General features: G+C 72.4%; 15 protein-coding genes and 1 pseudogene. 4 read left to right on the top strand and 12 right to left on the bottom strand.

The genetic code is table 11. The annotated features are described in order from the left end of the window. Positions 1 to 436: 436 nt before the first annotated feature. A complete protein-coding gene (locus EDD40_RS34670; RefSeq protein WP_246038044.1) occupies positions 437 to 1,216 on the bottom strand; it encodes a DeoR/GlpR family DNA-binding transcription regulator in 780 nt (259 codons plus the stop codon). Between the two features lie 88 nt (positions 1,217 to 1,304). On the opposite strand from EDD40_RS34670, the gene EDD40_RS34665 reads away from it, so the two are divergent. Both EDD40_RS34665 and EDD40_RS34660 read left to right on the top strand, forming a co-directional pair. Continuing rightward, positions 1,305 to 2,045 carry an SIS domain-containing protein gene (locus EDD40_RS34665; RefSeq protein WP_123746645.1) on the top strand — a complete coding sequence of 247 codons (741 nt, stop codon included), beginning with the start codon at positions 1,305 to 1,307 and terminating at the stop codon, positions 2,043 to 2,045. 62 nt (positions 2,046 to 2,107) lie between these two features. Further along, entirely contained in the window at positions 2,108 to 3,679 is a 1,572-nt protein-coding gene (locus tag EDD40_RS34660; RefSeq protein ID WP_170185292.1) for a penicillin-binding transpeptidase domain-containing protein, read from the top strand. 25 nt (positions 3,680 to 3,704) lie between these two features. Here the strand turns inward: EDD40_RS34660 and EDD40_RS34655 are convergent, their stop codons facing one another. The 5 genes from EDD40_RS34655 to EDD40_RS34635 form a co-directional block, all read right to left on the bottom strand. Then, a complete protein-coding gene (locus tag EDD40_RS34655; protein WP_123746643.1) occupies positions 3,705 to 5,609 on the bottom strand; it encodes an ABC transporter ATP-binding protein in 1,905 nt (634 codons plus the stop codon). 385 nt (positions 5,610 to 5,994) lie between these two features. Continuing rightward, positions 5,995 to 7,200: an IS110 family RNA-guided transposase gene (locus EDD40_RS34650; RefSeq protein WP_123746642.1), complete on the bottom strand. Its 1,206-nt coding sequence runs from the start codon at positions 7,198 to 7,200 to the stop codon at positions 5,995 to 5,997. Between the two features lie 484 nt (positions 7,201 to 7,684). Further along, positions 7,685 to 8,500 carry an enoyl-CoA hydratase/isomerase family protein gene (locus tag EDD40_RS34645; RefSeq protein WP_123746641.1) on the bottom strand — a complete coding sequence of 272 codons (816 nt, stop codon included), beginning with the start codon at positions 8,498 to 8,500 and terminating at the stop codon, positions 7,685 to 7,687. 66 nt (positions 8,501 to 8,566) lie between these two features. Beyond that, positions 8,567 to 8,776: a helix-turn-helix domain-containing protein gene (locus tag EDD40_RS34640; protein ID WP_015103570.1), complete on the bottom strand. Its 210-nt coding sequence runs from the start codon at positions 8,774 to 8,776 to the stop codon at positions 8,567 to 8,569. A 177-nt stretch (positions 8,777 to 8,953) separates the two neighbouring features. Continuing rightward, positions 8,954 to 10,582, bottom strand: a complete 1,629-nt coding sequence (locus EDD40_RS34635; protein WP_123746640.1) for an ABC-F family ATP-binding cassette domain-containing protein — start codon at positions 10,580 to 10,582, stop codon at positions 8,954 to 8,956. 142 nt (positions 10,583 to 10,724) lie between these two features. Between EDD40_RS34635 and EDD40_RS34630 the strand changes: the two genes are divergently transcribed. Continuing rightward, entirely contained in the window at positions 10,725 to 11,498 is a 774-nt protein-coding gene (locus EDD40_RS34630) for an SDR family oxidoreductase (RefSeq protein WP_123746639.1), read from the top strand. A gap of 184 nt (positions 11,499 to 11,682) precedes the next feature. Here the strand turns inward: EDD40_RS34630 and EDD40_RS44875 are convergent. The 6 genes and pseudogenes from EDD40_RS44875 to EDD40_RS34600 form a co-directional block, all read right to left on the bottom strand. After that, a pseudogene (locus tag EDD40_RS44875) lies at positions 11,683 to 12,471 on the bottom strand (IS110 family transposase); the annotation flags it as partial. Positions 12,472 to 12,914: 443 nt separating this feature from the next. Further along, complete coding sequence (locus EDD40_RS34620) at positions 12,915 to 13,367, bottom strand: hypothetical protein (RefSeq protein WP_123746638.1); 453 nt, start codon at positions 13,365 to 13,367, stop codon at positions 12,915 to 12,917. Then, a complete protein-coding gene (locus EDD40_RS34615) occupies positions 13,360 to 13,875 on the bottom strand; it encodes a SigE family RNA polymerase sigma factor (RefSeq protein WP_123746637.1) in 516 nt (171 codons plus the stop codon). Before EDD40_RS34615 ends, EDD40_RS34620 begins: the two co-directional genes overlap by 8 nt. A gap of 4 nt (positions 13,876 to 13,879) precedes the next feature. After that, entirely contained in the window at positions 13,880 to 14,269 is a 390-nt protein-coding gene (locus EDD40_RS34610; protein WP_148088984.1) for a hypothetical protein, read from the bottom strand. Positions 14,270 to 14,350: 81 nt separating this feature from the next. Continuing rightward, the gene (locus EDD40_RS34605) at positions 14,351 to 15,037 is read right to left on the bottom strand and encodes an acVLRF1 family peptidyl-tRNA hydrolase (protein WP_123746635.1); all 687 of its coding nucleotides are present in this window, start codon (positions 15,035 to 15,037) and stop codon (positions 14,351 to 14,353) included. A gap of 13 nt (positions 15,038 to 15,050) precedes the next feature. Continuing rightward, positions 15,051 to 15,626 carry a hypothetical protein gene (locus EDD40_RS34600; RefSeq protein WP_236594362.1) on the bottom strand — a complete coding sequence of 192 codons (576 nt, stop codon included), beginning with the start codon at positions 15,624 to 15,626 and terminating at the stop codon, positions 15,051 to 15,053. 307 nt (positions 15,627 to 15,933) lie between these two features. On the opposite strand from EDD40_RS34600, the gene EDD40_RS34595 reads away from it, so the two are divergent. After that, positions 15,934 to 16,911: a helix-turn-helix transcriptional regulator gene (locus EDD40_RS34595; RefSeq protein WP_123746634.1), complete on the top strand. Its 978-nt coding sequence runs from the start codon at positions 15,934 to 15,936 to the stop codon at positions 16,909 to 16,911. The last annotated feature ends 5 nt before the right edge of the window (positions 16,912 to 16,916 follow it).

Genomic DNA, 16,916 nt, shown 5'->3' with positions numbered 1-16,916 from the left:
AGCGCCGAACCACCCCGCCCAGCCCTCCACCCGCCCACCGACCATCACGGCCACCGACCACCCCGGCACCCCAGCCGCCGCCAGCCCGCCCCCAGCCCGCCGCCGCCCCGACGCCGCCGCGCGACGGATCGCAGGACCCGTCCCGACCCACCGCGAGACCTACCGCCCCGACCCCGCCGCCCGGCCCGCACGCCGCGACGAACCGCACGACCCGCCGGCTGCCCATCGCGCGACGCAGGAGCGGCAGCCCGGCGAGCACGCCGCAGCCCCGAGCGGCACGTTTCGCGGCCCCGCCGACGATGGCCCGCAAGCCAGAGCGCCGCCCGGCCCGTCCGACCCCGCCGTCCGACCCCGCCGACCGGGCCCGCCGACCGGGCCTGCCAGAGGCACCTGCGCCACCAGTGGCACCAGTGGCGCGCCACGGGCATGGCGGCCGTCAGACGAGCCTCACTTCCACCCCGGCCTCCCGGATCCGGCGCACCTCGTCCTCCGGCGCGTCCGCATCGGTGACGAGCACGTCGAGCTCGCCCACCGCGCACACCCGGCCGAACGCGGTGCGCCCGAACTTCGAGCTGTCGATCGCCGCGATCACCCGCGCCGACGCCTCGACCGCGGCCTTCTTCACCGCGCCTTCGGCCAGGTCGTGCGCCGAGACGCCGTTGCGCGCGCTCAACCCGCAACTGCCGAGCACCATCGTGTCGAACCGCATCACCCGGAACGCGTGCTCGGTCAACGGCCCGACGAAGGCCAGCTCGCCGGGCCGGATGTCGCCGCCCGGCAACACCAGCCGCACCTGCTCCGCCCCGCGCAGCTCGTCCGCCGAGTGCAACGACAGCGGCAGCACGGTCAGCCGACGCTCACCCAGCCGCCGCGCGACCTCCACCGTGGTGCTGCCGCCGTCGAGCACCACGGTCTCGCCGTCGTCCAGCAGCGCGGCGACCGCGCCGCCGATCCGCCGCTTCGCCTCCAACCGCTGCCGCGCCCGCGCCGCGTAAGGCGTCTCCTCCCCCGTCAGCATGCTCACCGCCGCACCGCGCACCCGCCGGAGCAGCCCTTCCCGCTCCAGCACGTCGAGGTCGCGCCGCACCGTCATCTCCGAGGTGCCCACCAGGTCCGCCAGGCTGCCGACGGACACCCGCTCGCCGCCCCGCAAGCGGTGGAGGATCTTCTCGTGACGCCAGGACACGTCCATGGCGTTCATGTGAACACCGGACATGTTCGGAGGTCAACACCCTGGCGGGTGATGGGACGATCCGGTAGGACTTGGCACCGGCACCGTTTGGTATAGACCACTGGAGGACCGCATGACGACCGAGCCCGTGACCGACACCGACTACGGCGACGTCGTGCGCACCCACCTCACCAGGGTGGAGCAGCAGAACGCGGCGGCCTTGGACGACGTGGCCGAGCTGGTGCTGGCGAGCGTCCGCGCGGACGGCATGGTGCTCACGGCGGGCGCGGGCCACTCCCTCGCCGCCGTCGCCGAGACGTTCTACCGCGCGGGCGGCCTGGCCTGCGTCCGCCCGATCTACCACCCCGAACTGCTGCCCATGCACGGCGCGGTGAGCAGCACCTCCGCCGAGCGCCGCTCCGGGCTGGCCGCCGAGGTGCTGCGCGAAGCGGGCCTGGCCGCGCACGACGTCCTGGTCGTCTTCTCCACCTCCGGCGTGAACCCGTACCCGGTGGAGCTGGCGATGCTCGCGGCGGACGCCGGCTGCCCCGTGGTGGCGGTGACGTCGGTCGCGGCGAGCGCGCTCGCACCGCGCCGCGCGGGCACCACCCTCGCCGAGAACGCCACCGTGGTGCTGGACAACCTGGTGCCGCCCGGTGACGCGACCTACCCGCTCGCGGACCCCGTCACCGCCGCCGTGTCCACGATCGCGACCGCGTTCCTGTGGAACCTGATGATGGTGCGCCTGTTCGACAAGGCCGCCGAGGCGGGCGTGGCGCTGCCTTTGTGGCGCAGCGCGAACGTCGAGGGCGGGGACGCGGCCAACGCCGACCTGCTGCGCAAGTACCAGACGCGGGTGCCCCAGCTGGGCTGAGTCGACGTTCACGAATCCTCCACACGTCCGGGTTAACCTCCGAACGCCGAGGGGGGAAACTCGTGGACAAGAAGACGAAGCGCTGGGTGTTGGCCGGTGGGGGCGCCGCGGCGGTCGCGGTGATCGTCGCGGGCGTGCTGGTGCTGTGGCCGGACGACGACCGGGCAGCAGAGCACGGACCCGACCGGGTGGCGCCGGGAGTCGTCGCCCAGCAGTTCTTCACCGCGGTGACGTCCGGCCAGGCGGGACAGGCGGCGGCGGTCACCGACGCGGCGGACGTGGCGGGCGAGGTGATCGCCCGGACGCGGCAGGGCATGTCCGGCGCGGCGTTCCAGGCGCGGCTCGGCCGGCTGCCGCAGGTCGCCGACGGTGCCACGACGACCGAGGTGGACGCGGACATCACGTGGACGCTGCCGGGCGGCGTGCCGCTCGAGTACGCGACCGAGGTCGAGCTGCGGCTGGTGGACGCCCGGTGGCGGGTGCACTGGGCGCCGACCGTGCTGCACCCGCGGCTCGCCGAGGGCCAGAGCCTGGCCTACACGACGACGCCCGCCGACGGCGCGCTGCTGGACCGCACGGGCCGGCCGGTGCCGCCCGGCTTCGCGCCCGTGGTGATGGGCTCGGTGCGCGCGGCCGTCGGCGCACTGAAGGGCACGCCCGGCTGGCAGGTCGCCGTCGTGGACCGGGCCGGGGCGGCGGTCGCCGTGCTGCTGGAGCAGAAGGCGCAGGTCGCGCAGTCGACGACGGTCACGCTGGACCCGGGGACGCAGGCCGCCGCGCAGGCCGCGGTCGACCAGGTGGGCGCCCAGCAGGCCATGCTGGTGGCGATCCAGCCGTCGACCGGCGAGATCCTGGCGGTGGCGCAGAACCCGGCCGTCGGGCACGACCCGCTCGCGCTCTACGGCCACTACGAGCCGGGGTCGACGTTCAAGGTCGTCACGGCGACGGCGGCGATGACCGGTGGCCTGGCGACGGCCGACACGCCGGTGCCGTGCCCGGGCCAGGCGACCATCGGCACCCGGCACATCACCAACGACGACTCGTTCGAGCTGGGCACGGTGCCGTTGCACCGGGCGTTCGCGGCGTCGTGCAACACCAGCTTCAGCCAGTTGGCGGCGTCCCTGCCCGCGACCGCCCTGCCCCGGGCCGCCGCCTACTTCGGGCTGGCGTCGGACTTCGCGGTCGCGGGCATCACCACGAACACCGGCAAGGTCCCGCCCGCCGAGTCCGTGCCGGCCAGGGTGGAGGCGGGCATCGGCCAGGGTGAGGTGCAGGCGACGCCGTTCGGCATGGCGCTGGTCGCCGCGACCGTCGCCAACGGCCGCACTCCCGTGCCGCGGCTGATCCGGGAGATCCCGACCGAGGGCCAGGCGCCGGCGGCGTTGCCCGGCGGGGTCGTGGGCGCGTTGCGGTCGATGATGGGCGAGGTCGTCACCGGCGGCACGGCGCGCGAACTCGCCGGGTACGGCGCCGTGCGCGGCAAGACCGGCACCGCCCAGTTCGGTGACGGCACCCGGTCGCACGGCTGGTTCATCGGGTACCGGGGCGATCTGGCGTTCGCCGTGCTGGTGGTGAACGGCGGCTCGTCCAAGGCCGCGGTCGCCGCCACCGGCACGTTCCTCGGCGGGCTCTAGCGGCTCGTCCTTCGCGACACGGCGGTCAGACGGCCGTCTCCATGTCGGCAGCCGACCCCCCGGTCGGCCCCGAGGTGGGCGCTGCGGCGAACTGCGTGCGGTACAGCTCGGCGTAACGTCCCTCGGCGGCGAGCAGCTCGGCGTGCGTGCCGCGTTCCACCACTCGCCCGTCCTCCACGACCAGGATCTGGTCGGCCGCGCGGATCGTCGACAAGCGGTGCGCGATGACCAGCGCGGTCCGGCCGCGCAACGCCTCGGTCAGCGCGACCTGCACCGCGGCCTCCGACTCGGAGTCCAGGTGCGCGGTCGCCTCGTCCAGGATGACCACGCGTGGCCGGGCCAGCAGCAGGCGGGCGATGGTGAGCCGCTGCCGTTCACCGCCGGAGAGCCGGTAGCCGCGCTCGCCGACCACGGTGTCGAGGCCGTCGGGCAGTGCTTCGACGAGGTGGTCCAGGCGGGCGCGGCGCAACGCGTCCCACAGTTCCTCCTCGGTCGCCTCCGGCCGCGGGTAGGCGAGGTTCGCCCGGATCGTGTCGTGGAACAGGTGGCCGTCCTGGGTGACGACGCCGACGGTGTGCCGGATCGAGTCGAACGCCAGCTCGCGGACGTCCACATCGGACAGCCGGATCGCGCCGGAGTCGACGTCGTAGAGCCGCGGCACCAGGGAGGCGATGGTCGACTTGCCCGCGCCCGACGACCCGACGAGCGCCACGAGCTGTCCCGGCTCGGCCCGGAAGCGGATGCCGTGCAGCACTTCCCGACCACCGCGGGTGTCCAATGTGGCCACTGATTCCAGTGAGGCCAGTGAGACCTCGGCCGCCGCCGGGTAGGCGAACCGGACGTCGTCGAACTCGACGGACACCGGGCCGTCGGGAACGCGGCGCGGGTGCTCCGGCTCGGCGATCATCGGCTTGAGGTCGAGGACTTCGAAGACCCGTTCGAACGACACGAGCGCGGTCATCACGTCGACCCGCGCGTTGGCGAGGGCGGTGAGCGGCGAGTAGAGGCGGGTCAGGAGGAGCGCGAGGGAGACCACGGTGCCCGCCGCCAGGTGACCGGTCAGCGCGAGGTAGCCGCCGAGGCCGTAGACCAGCGCTTGGGCCAGGGCGGACACCAGGGTCAGGCCGGTCATGAACCAGCGGGTCGCCATCGCGGTGCGGACGCCGATGTCGCGGACGCGCGCGGCCCGTTCGGCGAACTCGGCCGTCTCGGCCTCCGGCCGGCCGAACAGCTTCACCAGCGTCGCGCCCGGCGCGGAGAACCGTTCGGTCATCTGGGTCGTCATGCCCGCGTTCAACGTGGACGCCTCGCGCTGGAGGTCCGCCATCCGGCTGCCCATGCGCCGCGCGGGAATCACGAAGACGGGCAGGAGCACCAGGGCGAGCGCGGTCACCTGCCACGAAAGGGTGAACATCACGCCCAGTGAGAGCCCCAGTTGGATGACGTTGGTGACCACACCGGAGAGCGTCGACGTGAACGCCCGCTGCGCACCGATCACGTCGTTGTTCAGCCGGCTGACCAACGCCCCGGTGCGCGTTCGGGTGAAGAACGCGATCGGCATGCGCTGCACGTGCTCGTACACGGCGTGCCGCAGGTCGTGGATCAACCCTTCCCCGATCCGCGCCGACTGCCACCGCTCGACCAACCCGAGCCCCGCGTCCACCACCGCGATGCCCGCGATCACCACGGCCAACCACACCACGACCGACACGTCCCGGCCGCCGACGATCGCGTCCACGACCCGCCCGGCCAACACCGGCGTACTGACCGCGAGCACCGCCGACACGACCGTGAGCAGCAGGAACACGATCAGCTTCGACCGGTGCGGCCCCGCGAACCCCACCACCCGCCGAAACGTCCCGCGCCGCACCGCCGTCGGCGCGTCCGACGCCCGCATCGCGCTGCGCATCAATCCCCAGGAACCGTCCACGACAGACGGTAACGCCCACAGCCCGCTCGACGTTCCCGTTCGTGCGGATCGCGACAGGTCCGGAAGCGCCTGCACCCTGGACGGAGCCGCAGACACCACCATCCGGCTGCGGCAACCGCGCGTGGGCCGACTGGTCGGCACAGCAACCGAGAAGCGGCGGCGAGGCTGCGGCATTAGGCGACAGGCGTCAGCGGGGGCGGCATGCGGCAGCAGAGGGTGCCAGCGGTGAGTGGCGGCGATGCGGCAGGTCCGCGGCGACCGCGGCGATGGCGGACGGGCGGCAGGTGACGGACGGGCGGGCGGAGCCGTGGGGCTGTCTGCCATCACCAGCCATGAGCCGCCGCCGGTCCGCCACCGCGCGAGCGGGGGTGTCCCTATGTGGTTGTCAAGCCGCAGTCGGGGCTGGAGCAGGCTCGGGGTGCCGGTAGTAGGTCTTGTGTCGGAGCATGGCGAACAGCACGTCGCAGCGGCGCCGGGCCAGGCAGATCAGAGCGGCGTTGTGTTTCTTGCCCTGGTCGCGTTTGCGCTGGTAATAGGCCCTGCTGGTCGGGTCGGAGAGGGCGGCGAACGCGGCGAGGAAGAACGCCCGTTTGAGTTTGCGGTTGCCGGTGCGCGCCGGGTGCTCACCCTTGATCGAGGAGCCGGAGCTGCGGGTGACCGGGGCGATGCCGGCGTAGGCGGCCAGGTGCCCGGAGGTCTTGGAGCCCGTGGCGTCGCCGATTTCGAGCAGGATGCGGGCTGCGGTCCTGACGCCGATGCCGGGCATCGAGGTCAGGACCCCGGCGAGAGGGTGGGCATCGAGTATCCCCTCGACCTCGGCGGCGACCTGTTTGCGTTGCAGGAGAACCGTTTTCAGGCTGTCGGCCAGGCGGGGCAGCACCGTGTCCGCGGCCGTGGTGCCCGGGACGGTGACCGTCTGCTCCTCCAGCGCAGTCATGATCGCGGCGACCAGCTTGTCGCCCATGCGGGGTGCGTGGGCGGTGGCGATCGCGGTGAGTTTGCGGCGGCCGGCCTTGGCGATGCCGGTCGGGCCGCCGCAGCGGGACAGGATCTCCAGCACCGCCGGGTGGCTGATCCTGGAGCCGATCGCGCGTTCCAGGGCGGGGTGGATGCCGGTGAGCAGGCCGCGGATGCGGTTGGCGATCCGGGTGGCCTCGCCGGCCAGGTCGTCGTCGAAGCCGACCAGCACGTCGAGTTCGGCCAGGGCGTCGTCGCCGACGTCGACCGGCCGCAGCGTGTGCGGCAGAGAGCGGGCCGCGTCGGCGATGACGAAGGCGTCCCGGGCGTCGGTTTTCGCGCGGCCGGGGTAGAGGTCGGCGATGCGGCGCATGGCCAGGCCGGGCAGGTAGGCGACCTTGTGGCCGGCCGCCCGGGCGACCGCGACCGGCAGCGCGCCGATCGTCGCGGGCTGGTCGACCACCACCAGCAGCGGCCCGTGCTCGGCGAGCTTGTCGAACAACGCGCGCAGCCTGGGTTCACTGTTGGGCAGAGGCGCGTCGTGCAGCCGCTTCCCGGCGGGGTCCAGGCCCACGGCATGGTGTTCGCCCTTGCCCACATCCAGGCCGAGGAACACCCCGAAAGTGCTGGTCATCGGTCATGCCGTTCGTCCGTCGCGGGTGGCCGCAGGGGTGGGCATCGCAGGCCGGCACCCACGTTACGACGAGACCTACCCGAAGGTGGCCGTGTCCCTATCAGCGGTCCGGCGATGCCACCGGGTCCGGTGACACCACCCCCCGGATCATGCCTTCGACTGGGGCGTCAGTCATGCCGGACCCGGCGACCACAACTCCTCGATCAGGAGCTACGAAAAAGGTAACGGGGCGACAAGCTGGGCCGGACGGAAGCGGCCGGTGTGGACCTGGAGGGCGGCGGCCGGCGGGGGTCTGAAGGCAGCGACCGGCGGGGCCGGGAGGGTGGGGACCGGCGACGGGGTTTGGGGGGTGGAGGTCAGCGGTGGGGTGGGTGGTTTGGGGTGGGGGTGGTTCGGGGCTCGGTCATAATCAACCGACGTACGGGAACAGTGTTTCCGGACCTTTTCGGCCCCGATTCCACCCGATCGTGTTCAGCCCCGTTGGTCAGGTCTGGCCGCCGGCGAGGGCGGACAGTTCGGCGAGTCGGCGCAGTTGTGCCTCACGCTCGGCCCGCAGTTGGTCGTCTTCCGACGCGCCGTCGGCGGCCGACGCCAGCAGTGCCAGTGTCTCCCGCACAGCGCCGGGCATCGGTTGCAGTAGTTGGCCGACCAGGGCGTCGACCGCGCCGTCCAGTCCGTCGGCGGGCACGACGGAGGTCGCGAGGCCGATTCGCACTGCCTCCTCGGCGCCTACCCGGCGCCCGGTCAGGCAGATTTCGGCCGCGCGCGAGTACCCGACCAGGCGCACCAGGGGCAGCGTGCCGCCGAGGTCGGGCACCAGGCCGAGCGACGTCTCGGCCATGCAGAACTTGACGTCGTCGGCGGCCACGCGGAAGTCGCACGCCAACGCGAGCTGGAAGCCCGCGCCGATGGCGTGCCCGCGCACCGCGGCGATCGTCACCCGAGCCGGGTCGCGCAGCCAGCGGAAGCCCTCTTGGAACTCCGCGATCAGCGCGGCGCCTGCTTCGGGTCCCCGTCGCGTGATCTCCGGCAGACCCGGTTCGCCCTCCACCGGGGCGCCCGTGAACATGCGCCGGTCGAGCCCTGCGGAGAAGGCGCGACCGGAACCCCGGACGACCACGACGCGGACGTCCGGGCCCAGCTGTTCCCCGATCGTCCGCAACGCCACCCAGGTCGACGGCGTCTGCGCGTTGAGCACATCGGGACGGTCGAGCGTGATCGTCGCGCGCGGTCCGTCCACGACGAGCCGCACGCCTCCGCGTTCCAGCAGGTCGGCGTCGATGGTGGTCGGTGCCGACATGCGTGAACCTCCGGGTTTCGTCAGGCGTCGTCTCTCCTCGACGCCCTGTGGTTACCGGAGGGTAGCTTACTTCTTCTTCGTGCGGGTGGCGCCACCGCGACCGCGCAGCTGCACACCGGACTCGCTGAGAACCCGGTGCACGAAGCCGTAGGAGCGCCCGGTGGACTCGGCCAACGCCCGGATGCTCGCGCCCTTTTCGTACTTCTTCTTCAGGTCAGCGGCCAGCTTGTCCCGCGTGGCGCCGGTGATCCGGGCGCCCTTCTTCAGGTCAGCCACCTTGTCCCGCCTTCCGTAGACAGCAGGTCGGGCCTTCGTAAGCCCCTGTCGTCGCAATGATCGAACACGAAGACCAAGAACGCCAGGTGATCAAGCGAAATGATCTGCGAGCGGTCGTTTGATCACTGAGAGTCGATCAGAGCTCACGTTCGGGTGAGAGAGGCGAAACCTGTTGGCTCAGGCCAACTGCACGAGTTCCAGGTACTCCTGGGACCAGTGATCCTCGGTGCCGTCGGGCAGCAGGATCACCCGCTCGGGCTCAAGGGCCTCTACCGCGCCGGGGTCGTGCGTGACGAGGACGACCGCGCCCTCGTACCGCCGCAGCGCGTCGAGCACCTGTTCGCGGCTGGCGGGGTCGAGGTTGTTCGTCGGCTCGTCCAGCAGCAGCACGTTCGCCGCGCTCGACACGAGGCCGGCGAGCGCCAACCGGGTCTTCTCGCCACCTGACAGCGTGCCGGCGGGCTGTTCGAGCTGTTCACCGCTGAACAGGAACGTGCCGAGCAGCGAGCGCAGCTGCTGTTCGGGCGTGTCCGGGGCGGCGTGGCGGATGTTCTGCCAGACCGTGGCCTCGTGGTCGAGCGTCTCGTGCTCCTGGGCGAAGTAGCCGAGCTTGAGGCCGTGGCCGGCGATCACCTCGCCGCTGTCGGGGCGTTCCATCGAGCCGATCAGCCGCAGCAACGTGGTCTTGCCGGCGCCGTTCAGCCCGAGGATGACCACGCGTGAGCCGCGGTCGATGGCCAGGTCGACACCGCTGAAGACCTCCAGCGAGCCGTACGACTTGCTCAGGCCTTCGGCGGTCAACGGCGTCCTGCCGCACGTGGCGGGCTGCGGGAAGCGGATCTTGGCGACCTTGTCCGCCTGGCGGGTGTCCTCCAGGCCGGACAGCAGCTTCTCGGCGCGGCGGGCCATGTTCTGCGCGGCGACCGCCTTGGTGGCCTTCGCGCGCATCTTGTCGGCCTGCGCCATGAGCGCGCCGGCCTTCTTCTCCGCGTTGGCGCGCTCGCGCCGGCGGCGCTTCTCGTCGGCGGCGCGCGCTTCGAGGTACTTCTTCCAGCCCATGTTGTAGATGTCGACCTCGCCGCGCGTCGCGTCGAGGAACCACACCTTGTTGACCACGTCGTCGAGCAGCTCGACGTCGTGGCTGATCACGACCAGGCCGCCTTCGTGCGACTTGAGGAACCCGCGCAGCCAGGCGATGGAGTCGGCGTCGAGGTGGTTGGTCGGCTCGTCGATCAGCAGGATCGTGCTGGACTTCGTGCCGACGCCGCCTTCGGAGGCGGCGAACAGGATGCGGGCCAGCTCGACGCGGCGGCGTTGCCCGCCGGACAGGGTGCGCAGCGGCTGGGCGAGCACCCGCTCGGCCAGGCCGAGGTTCGCGCAGATGCGGGCGGCTTCGCTCTCGGCCGCGTACCCGCCGAGGGCGGCGAACCGCTCTTCGAGGCGGCCGTACTTGCGGACGGCGGCCTGCAGTTCGGTGTCGTCGACCAGCTCGGCCATCGTGGACTGCATCTTCTCCATGTCGCGGAGGAGCTGGTCCAGGCCTCGTGCGGAGAGCACGCGGTCCTTGGCGATGACCGACAGGTCGCCTTCGCGCGGGTCCTGGGGCAGGTAGCCGAGCTCGCCGGTGCGGCGGACCTCGCCCGCGTACGGCTGGCCCTCGCCCGCGAGGACGCGCAGGGACGTGGTCTTGCCCGCGCCGTTGCGGCCGACGAGGCCGATGCGGTCGCCGGACTGGACGCGGAGGGTGGCGTCGGACAGCAGGATGCGCGAGCCCGCGCGCAACTCGAGATCGGTTGCGGTGATCAAGTTCTACTCCGGGTGTGTGGTCGTGCGAGGTCAACGGCGCGGCTGGCGCGGGACCTACTCGATCAGGATGACCACGAGCCCCAGTCTACGGGGTGGGAGCCACCGGATTAGCAGTGTGTGTCCACCGGCATACATTGCCGCTATGACTTCGGACTTCACGGGCAGGGCGGCCCTGGTCACGGGCGCCAGTCGGGGCATCGGGCACGGCATCGCGCTGGAGCTGCTGTCGCGCGGCGCGTCGGTGGCGATCACGTCGCGCAAGGCGGAAGCGGTCACGGCGGCGGCCGAGTCGCTGGCCACCACAGCGGGTGTTTCACCTGATCGTGTGCTGGCGGTGCCGGGGAACGCGGGCAACGCGGACGACCGGGCGCAGGCCGTCGAGTCGACCTTGGAGCGGTTCGGGCGGCTGGACGTGCTCGTGAACAACACCGGTATCAACCCGGTGTTCGGCGCTCTGGTGGACGCGGACCTCGACGCGGTGCGGAAGATCTTCGACGTGAACGTGGTCGCCGCGCTCGGGTTCGTGCAGCTGGCGTGGAAGGGGTGGATGCACGAGCACGGCGGGGCGGTGGTGAACATCGCGTCGGTGGGTGGGCTGCGGTCGACGGGGGTGATCGGGGCGTACGGGGCGAGCAAGGCGGCGCTGATCCGGTTGACGGAGGAGCTGGCGTGGCAGCTGGGGCCGAAGGTGCGGGTGAACGCGGTCGCGCCGGCGGTGGTGAAGACCCGCTTCGCCGAGGCGCTGTACACCGGGCGTGAGGAGGAGGCGGCGGCCGGGTATCCGATGAAGCGGCTCGGGACGCCGGAGGACGTCGCGCGGCTGGTCGCGTTCCTGGCTTCGGACGCCGCCGAGTGGATCACCGGTGAGACCGTGCGGGTGGACGGCGGTCTGCTCGCCACCGGCACGCTCGGGTAGAGCGGCGGCACGGCGGAGCGGGACGGCTGGTCGACCCGCCCGAGGCGGCGACGGCGGGGCTCATAGGCGGACGAGTCCCGCCGTTGGTGTCGACGGGTGGGGATCTGGGGAGGGGCACGCGGCGGCGGCACGGTGCGGGAAGGCCGCGCGGGGGTGTCCCTATGTCGTTGTCAAGCGGCAGCGGGGCGGGGGCAGTGTCGGGGTGTCGGTAGTGGGTCTTGTTTCGGAGAATGGCGAACAGGACGTCGCAACGGTGCCGGACCAGGCAGATCAGGGCGGTTTTGCGGTTGCCGGTGCGGGCCGGGTGCCCGGAGGACTTGAACCCCGAGGTGTCGCCGATCTCCAGCAGGATGCGGGCTGCGGTCCTGACCCGATGCCGGGCATCGAGATCAGGACCTCGGCGAAAGGGTGCGCATCGAGTCTCCCGTCGGCCCCGGCGGTGACCTGTTTGCGTTGCCGGAGCACGGTGTGAGGCTGTCGGCCAAGCGGGGCAGCACGGTGTCGGCCGCTGCTGTGCCGGGGACTGTCACGGTCTGCCGGGGCCGCCGCAGCGGGAGAGGATCTCCAGCACCGCCGGGTGGCTGATCCGGGTGGCCTCCGACGTCGACCGGGTGCCGCGTGTGCGGCAGGCTGCGGGCCGCGTCGGCGATGACGGACGTGTCGCGGGCATCGGTTTCGCGCGGCCGGGGTGGAGGTCGGCGATGCGGCGCATGGCCAGGCCGGGCAGGTAGGCGACCTGGTGGCCGGCGGCGCGGGCGACGGCGACCGGCAGCGCACCGATCGTCGCGGGCTGGTCGACCCCCACCGGCAGCGGACCGTGGGCCTCGAGTTTGTCGAACAGCACCCGCAGCCGCGGTTCGCTGTCGGGCAGGGCGACATCGTGCAGCCGCTTCCCTTCGGGGTCCAAGCCGACCGCATGGTGCTCGCCCTTGCCGACGTCCAGGCCGAGGAACACCTGGTAACCGCTGGTCAACGATGTGACACCACCCCCGGATCATGCCTTCGACTGGGGGCGCGAGCCCGGCGACCACGACTCCTTGATCAGGAGCTACGAGGAAGGTAACGGGGGGTGCGGGGGCACCGGGCGATGCCCGGCAGGGGCAGCGCAGCGGGGTGGGCGAGGCCGAGTGGACCGTGGGGGATGGCGCGGGAGTGCAGAGTGCGAGGGCGGGGCGGACCGCTGGGGACGCCCGGGTGGCAGTGCAGCACGGTGGGCGGGATCAGTGCGCGGGGCCGGGGCCCGACGGGCGGGCGATGCTCGGCGGGGTCGGCGCAGCGCGGCGGACGAGGTCGAGTGAGTGACGGGTGGCGCGGGGTGAGTGGGTGGTGGGTAGAGGTGGACGCAGGCGGCGGGCGGTTGGCGGTAGGTGGGTGGTCATGGGCGTGCCGGCCGGGCGGGGGTGACCGGGTCGGGGGTCAGCGGGTGGTTTGGAGGGGGCCGGTGTTGGTGGGGCTCGTGGTTCTCGTGGTGGAGGGGGCGATCGTCGAAGTGGTCACCGAGGTGGTGATCGTGGAGGTGATGACAGCGGTGTGGCCGGTCGTGGTGGGGTTGGGGGTGGTGGACGCCGGGTTCTCCTCCGAGGACGAGAGGGGGTCCGGGGTGGTGGGGTGGGGTTGGGCCGGGGTGCTCGTGGTGGGCAGCGGGGGGCCGGCGGGGCTGTTGTCGTTGTGGTTCGGCGGTTGGTTCAGGGCGAAGGCGATCACCACGGCGACCACGGCGGTGCCGGTGCCGGTCGCGGCGACGGCGTAGGTGCGCCGGCGGCGTTTGACGGCGGCGCCCCGGTAGACGATGTCCACGGCCCCGAACGTGCGTGGCTGCGGCTTGATGTTCAGTTCCTCGAAGGTCTTCTTCAGCTCGTCCTCAAGCACCGCGCGACACCTCCTGCCACAAGTCGCCGAACTCCGGTCCCAGCCTCTGCCGCAACGCCTTGAGGCCGCGGCTCGTGTTGCTCTTCACGGTGCCCACCGAGCATCCGAGGGCCGCGGCCGTCTCCTCCACCCCCAGGTCGTGCCAGTACCGCAGCACGAGCGTCGCCCGCTGCTTCGCGGGCACGGCGCTCAGCGCCTTCCACACCACCAGCCGGTCTTCGCTCAACGACCCGGCCGCCGGCACCTCCGGCATCACGTCGGTGAGCTTCTCCCGTTTCCACCGCACGCGGCGGCGCTCGGCCAGGAACGTGCGCACCACGATCTGCCGGAGGTAGGCGTCCAGCCCTCCGCCCTGCGCCGGTTTCGGCCCGGCCAGGTAGAACTTGAGGAACGCGGACTGCACCACGTCTTCGGCCTCGTGGTGGTTGCCGCACAACAAGAACGCGGTGAAGCGCATCGAGTCGGCGCACCGGTCGAAGTGGTGGGTGAACTCCGCGTCCCAGCTCACGCCGTCAGCGCCTCGTGGTGGCCGTCGTCGAGGTCGGCAGCGGCGTCGGTTGCGGGGGCAGCACGGTCGTGGTCGTCGGGAACGCGTCCGGCGAGGTGGTCACCACGGTGGTGGTCACGGGCGGCTGGGACGCGGTCGGGTCCGGGCGCGGGCTGGTCGTCGTCGGCCACGCCTCCGGGCTGGTGCTGACCGTCGGCTGCGGCGACGTCTCGATCGGCGCTGCGGACGTGGGCGAGGTCGCGACCGGTGACGTGGTGACCGAGGTGACGGGTGGCCTGGTCGTGGTCGGCGCGGGCGTTCCGTCGCCGCCGCCGGACGCCAGCGCGGTCCCGGCCACGGCGATACCGCCGAGCACGACGGCCCCCGCCGCCAGCACGAGTCGTTTGCGCAGCAAGACTGCTCCTCGGGTTCGTGGGGCCGCCGCGGGTCGGTGCCCCCTCACCCTGCTAAATGCGGTCGGGTGCGGCGGAGGTTGTCACGAGTTCCGGGGAGTTTCCCGGACCACGACCTCCACCGCCCGCGCCCGTTCGGCGGCCTCGTCCAGGACCGCCCGCCGAGGCTCCGGCACATCCAACACGCGCGGTGACGCCAACGCGAACACCTCCCCCAGTCGACGGTCACCCCGCAGTGCCTCCAACGCCTGGCGGTCGCCGCCGAGCACGACCGCGTCCAGCTCGCCGAGCCGAGCCGGAGGCGCCAGCACCCTCGCCGCGTCGTCGGCCGCCGCCTGGAGGGCGACCCGGGCCTGCCCTTCCCGGCGCCGCGCGTACCGCTGCTGCGACCACCCGCCCGCCTTGTTGCGCCCGTGCACCTGGTGACTGTCGGTGGTCGACACGAGCACGACGCCGTCCTGCGCCACCCCGATGCTGTGCCCGCCGAGCCGCACCAGCAGCAGCCCGATCCGGCGGGGCGCGAGCGCGTGGGCCAGCAACGCGTCGAGCACCAGACCTTCGGACTCACTCCCGGGGGTGAATTCACCGAACGCGGCGGCCACCGAGGCCGTGGTCCCGTCCGCCGCCGTGACCAGGCAACGACCGGGGGTCACCGAGGTGGTGACCACCCCGCCGTGCCGTGCGGCGAACCGCGCGAACCACCCGGTCAGGCGTTCGGGCGGCACCTCGACCGCCCGGCCGCCGCCGGAGACGGGCCAGACCTTGCTCACGGCGGCACGGCGGTCACGCCGGCGCGACCGCGACCCAGACCGGCAGCGGGTGCCCGCACTCGGCGGGCGAGAGCCGCTGCACGGCGCCGAACCCGGCGTCGGTGAGCGAGGCGGACATCTGCTCGGGTGACAGCACGCGGTGCCGGGTGGACACGGTGTTGGCGACCTCCCACGTCCCCGCGCCGCGGACGAGCCGCACGACTTCCAGGGCGTAGGACTCGCCGTCGGCCGCCCAGTCCCACAGCTGCACGGTCACCTGCCGCTCCGGGCCGCGCCCGGACACCTTCGGCGGGGGTGCGGTGGGCCGGAGCCGGCCGAGCTTGTCCAGTTCGGGGACGGCGGCGACGAACAGGCCGCCGGGCCGCAGCACCTGCCGGGCCAGCAGCAGCGCCTGCTCGAGCGCGTTCTCGTGGGCCAGCCGGGGCAGCAGGTCGTCGCCCGCGCGGACCACGTCCACGGGTGGCCCGCCGTGGTGGCGCACGACGTCGAGCAGGTCGAGCACCACGTGGTGGCCGTCGCCGAGCACGGCGGCGGCGACCTCCGTCAGCGGGTCCTCCGGCAGGGGCACGAGGTCCTGGGCGGCGGTCACCGGGCACACAGTAGGCCCAACGGATCAACGACCGCCAACGGCGCGTGGCCGCCGGGGCACGGACAGCACCGGTCCCGCATCGGGGCCGAAGGGGCGGACCCCAGGACCCGAAGCTGCCGTTGCACAATGTTACCGACGGGTTTACAAAGGGAAGAGCACGGATGTTCACCACTTGACAGAACGATGCCCATCCCAGTGAACTCGTAACCCGTATGGCCCAAGCAATGACTCCACCTGGAAGGCACCAACGCCCTGCGTTGGCGGGTAGGGTCACTGGGGCGTGATCTCATGACAGCGGGGAGTCACAATGACCAACGCTGCCGGTCGACCCAACCTGTCCGTCGACGAACTCGACTCGACGGGCCACGGCAGTCTTGCGCAGCTTCTCACCACGGGACCGTTCCCCGAGGCGCTGAGAGCCGCGATCAAAGCGAGCAGGCTGAGTCTCGACCGCATCCAGCACCGGCTCGCGCTGCGCGGGGTCACCATCAGCGTCGCGACGCTGAGCTACTGGCAGTCCGGCCGACGCCGGCCCGAGCGACCCGAGTCGCTGGAGGCGCTGCGCCACCTGGAGACCGTGCTCGGCGTGCCGCAGGCGGGCCTGTCCGCGCTGCTCGGCCCGCCGCGCCCGCGTGGCAGGCGGTCCCGGCCGACGACGATGATGCCGATCGACGCGCTGTGGGCGCGTCGTGAGCGGGTGGCGAGCCTGCTCACGAAGGTGGACACGTCGTCGGACGTGAAGCTGGGCCGGATCAGCCAGCACGACCGGATCGAGATCGCCGCGGACGGCGGTCAGCGCTCGGTGTGGGTGCGCCAGATCCTGCGCGCCGAGCAGGACGGCCCCGACCGGTGGGCGCTGGTGTTCGAGACCGAGCAGGCCAACGTGCTGCCGCAGGTGGTGAACCTGCGCAACTGCCACCTCGGCCGCGTGGTCGAGGACACCGAGGCCAACATCATGGCCGCGGAGATGATGTTCGACCGGCCCCTGACCAGGGGCGAGACCATCATCATGGAGTACGAGCTGCTGTTCGCCGAGGGCCACTACCCGGCGGGCAACAACACCTTCGCGCGCAAGTTCCGGCTGCCGGTGCGCGAGTACGTGATCGAGGTGCGGTTCGACCAGTCGAACCTGCCCGCCCGCTGCCAGCAGTTCAGCGTGCCCGCGGGCGACGACACCCCGTCGCGGCGGCGCAACCTGGCCCTGGACGCGGCGGGTGGCGTGCACGCCGTGGCGCTGGGCTTCGGGCCCGGCGTGTTCGGCATCCGCTGGGAGTGGCCGAAGTAACACGT

This window comes from Saccharothrix texasensis (assembly GCF_003752005.1).
In the GTDB taxonomy this organism is placed as follows: domain Bacteria; phylum Actinomycetota; class Actinomycetes; order Mycobacteriales; family Pseudonocardiaceae; genus Actinosynnema; species Actinosynnema texasense.
Note: the sequence above shows the minus strand (reverse complement) of the source record. Positions and strands in the feature narration are given on the sequence as shown.

Coding starts and splice junctions, on each gene's coding strand:
- EDD40_RS34650 (WP_123746642.1), bottom strand. CDS start 7,200: ATGACCAGCACTTTCGGGGTGTTCCTCGGCCTGGATGTGGGCAAGGGC.
- EDD40_RS34670 (WP_246038044.1), bottom strand. CDS start 1,216: ATGTCCGGTGTTCACATGAACGCCATGGACGTGTCCTGGCGTCACGAG.
- EDD40_RS34630 (WP_123746639.1), top strand. CDS start 10,725: ATGACTTCGGACTTCACGGGCAGGGCGGCCCTGGTCACGGGCGCCAGT.
- EDD40_RS34665 (WP_123746645.1), top strand. CDS start 1,305: ATGACGACCGAGCCCGTGACCGACACCGACTACGGCGACGTCGTGCGC.
- EDD40_RS34595 (WP_123746634.1), top strand. CDS start 15,934: ATGACCAACGCTGCCGGTCGACCCAACCTGTCCGTCGACGAACTCGAC.
- EDD40_RS34645 (WP_123746641.1), bottom strand. CDS start 8,500: ATGTCGGCACCGACCACCATCGACGCCGACCTGCTGGAACGCGGAGGC.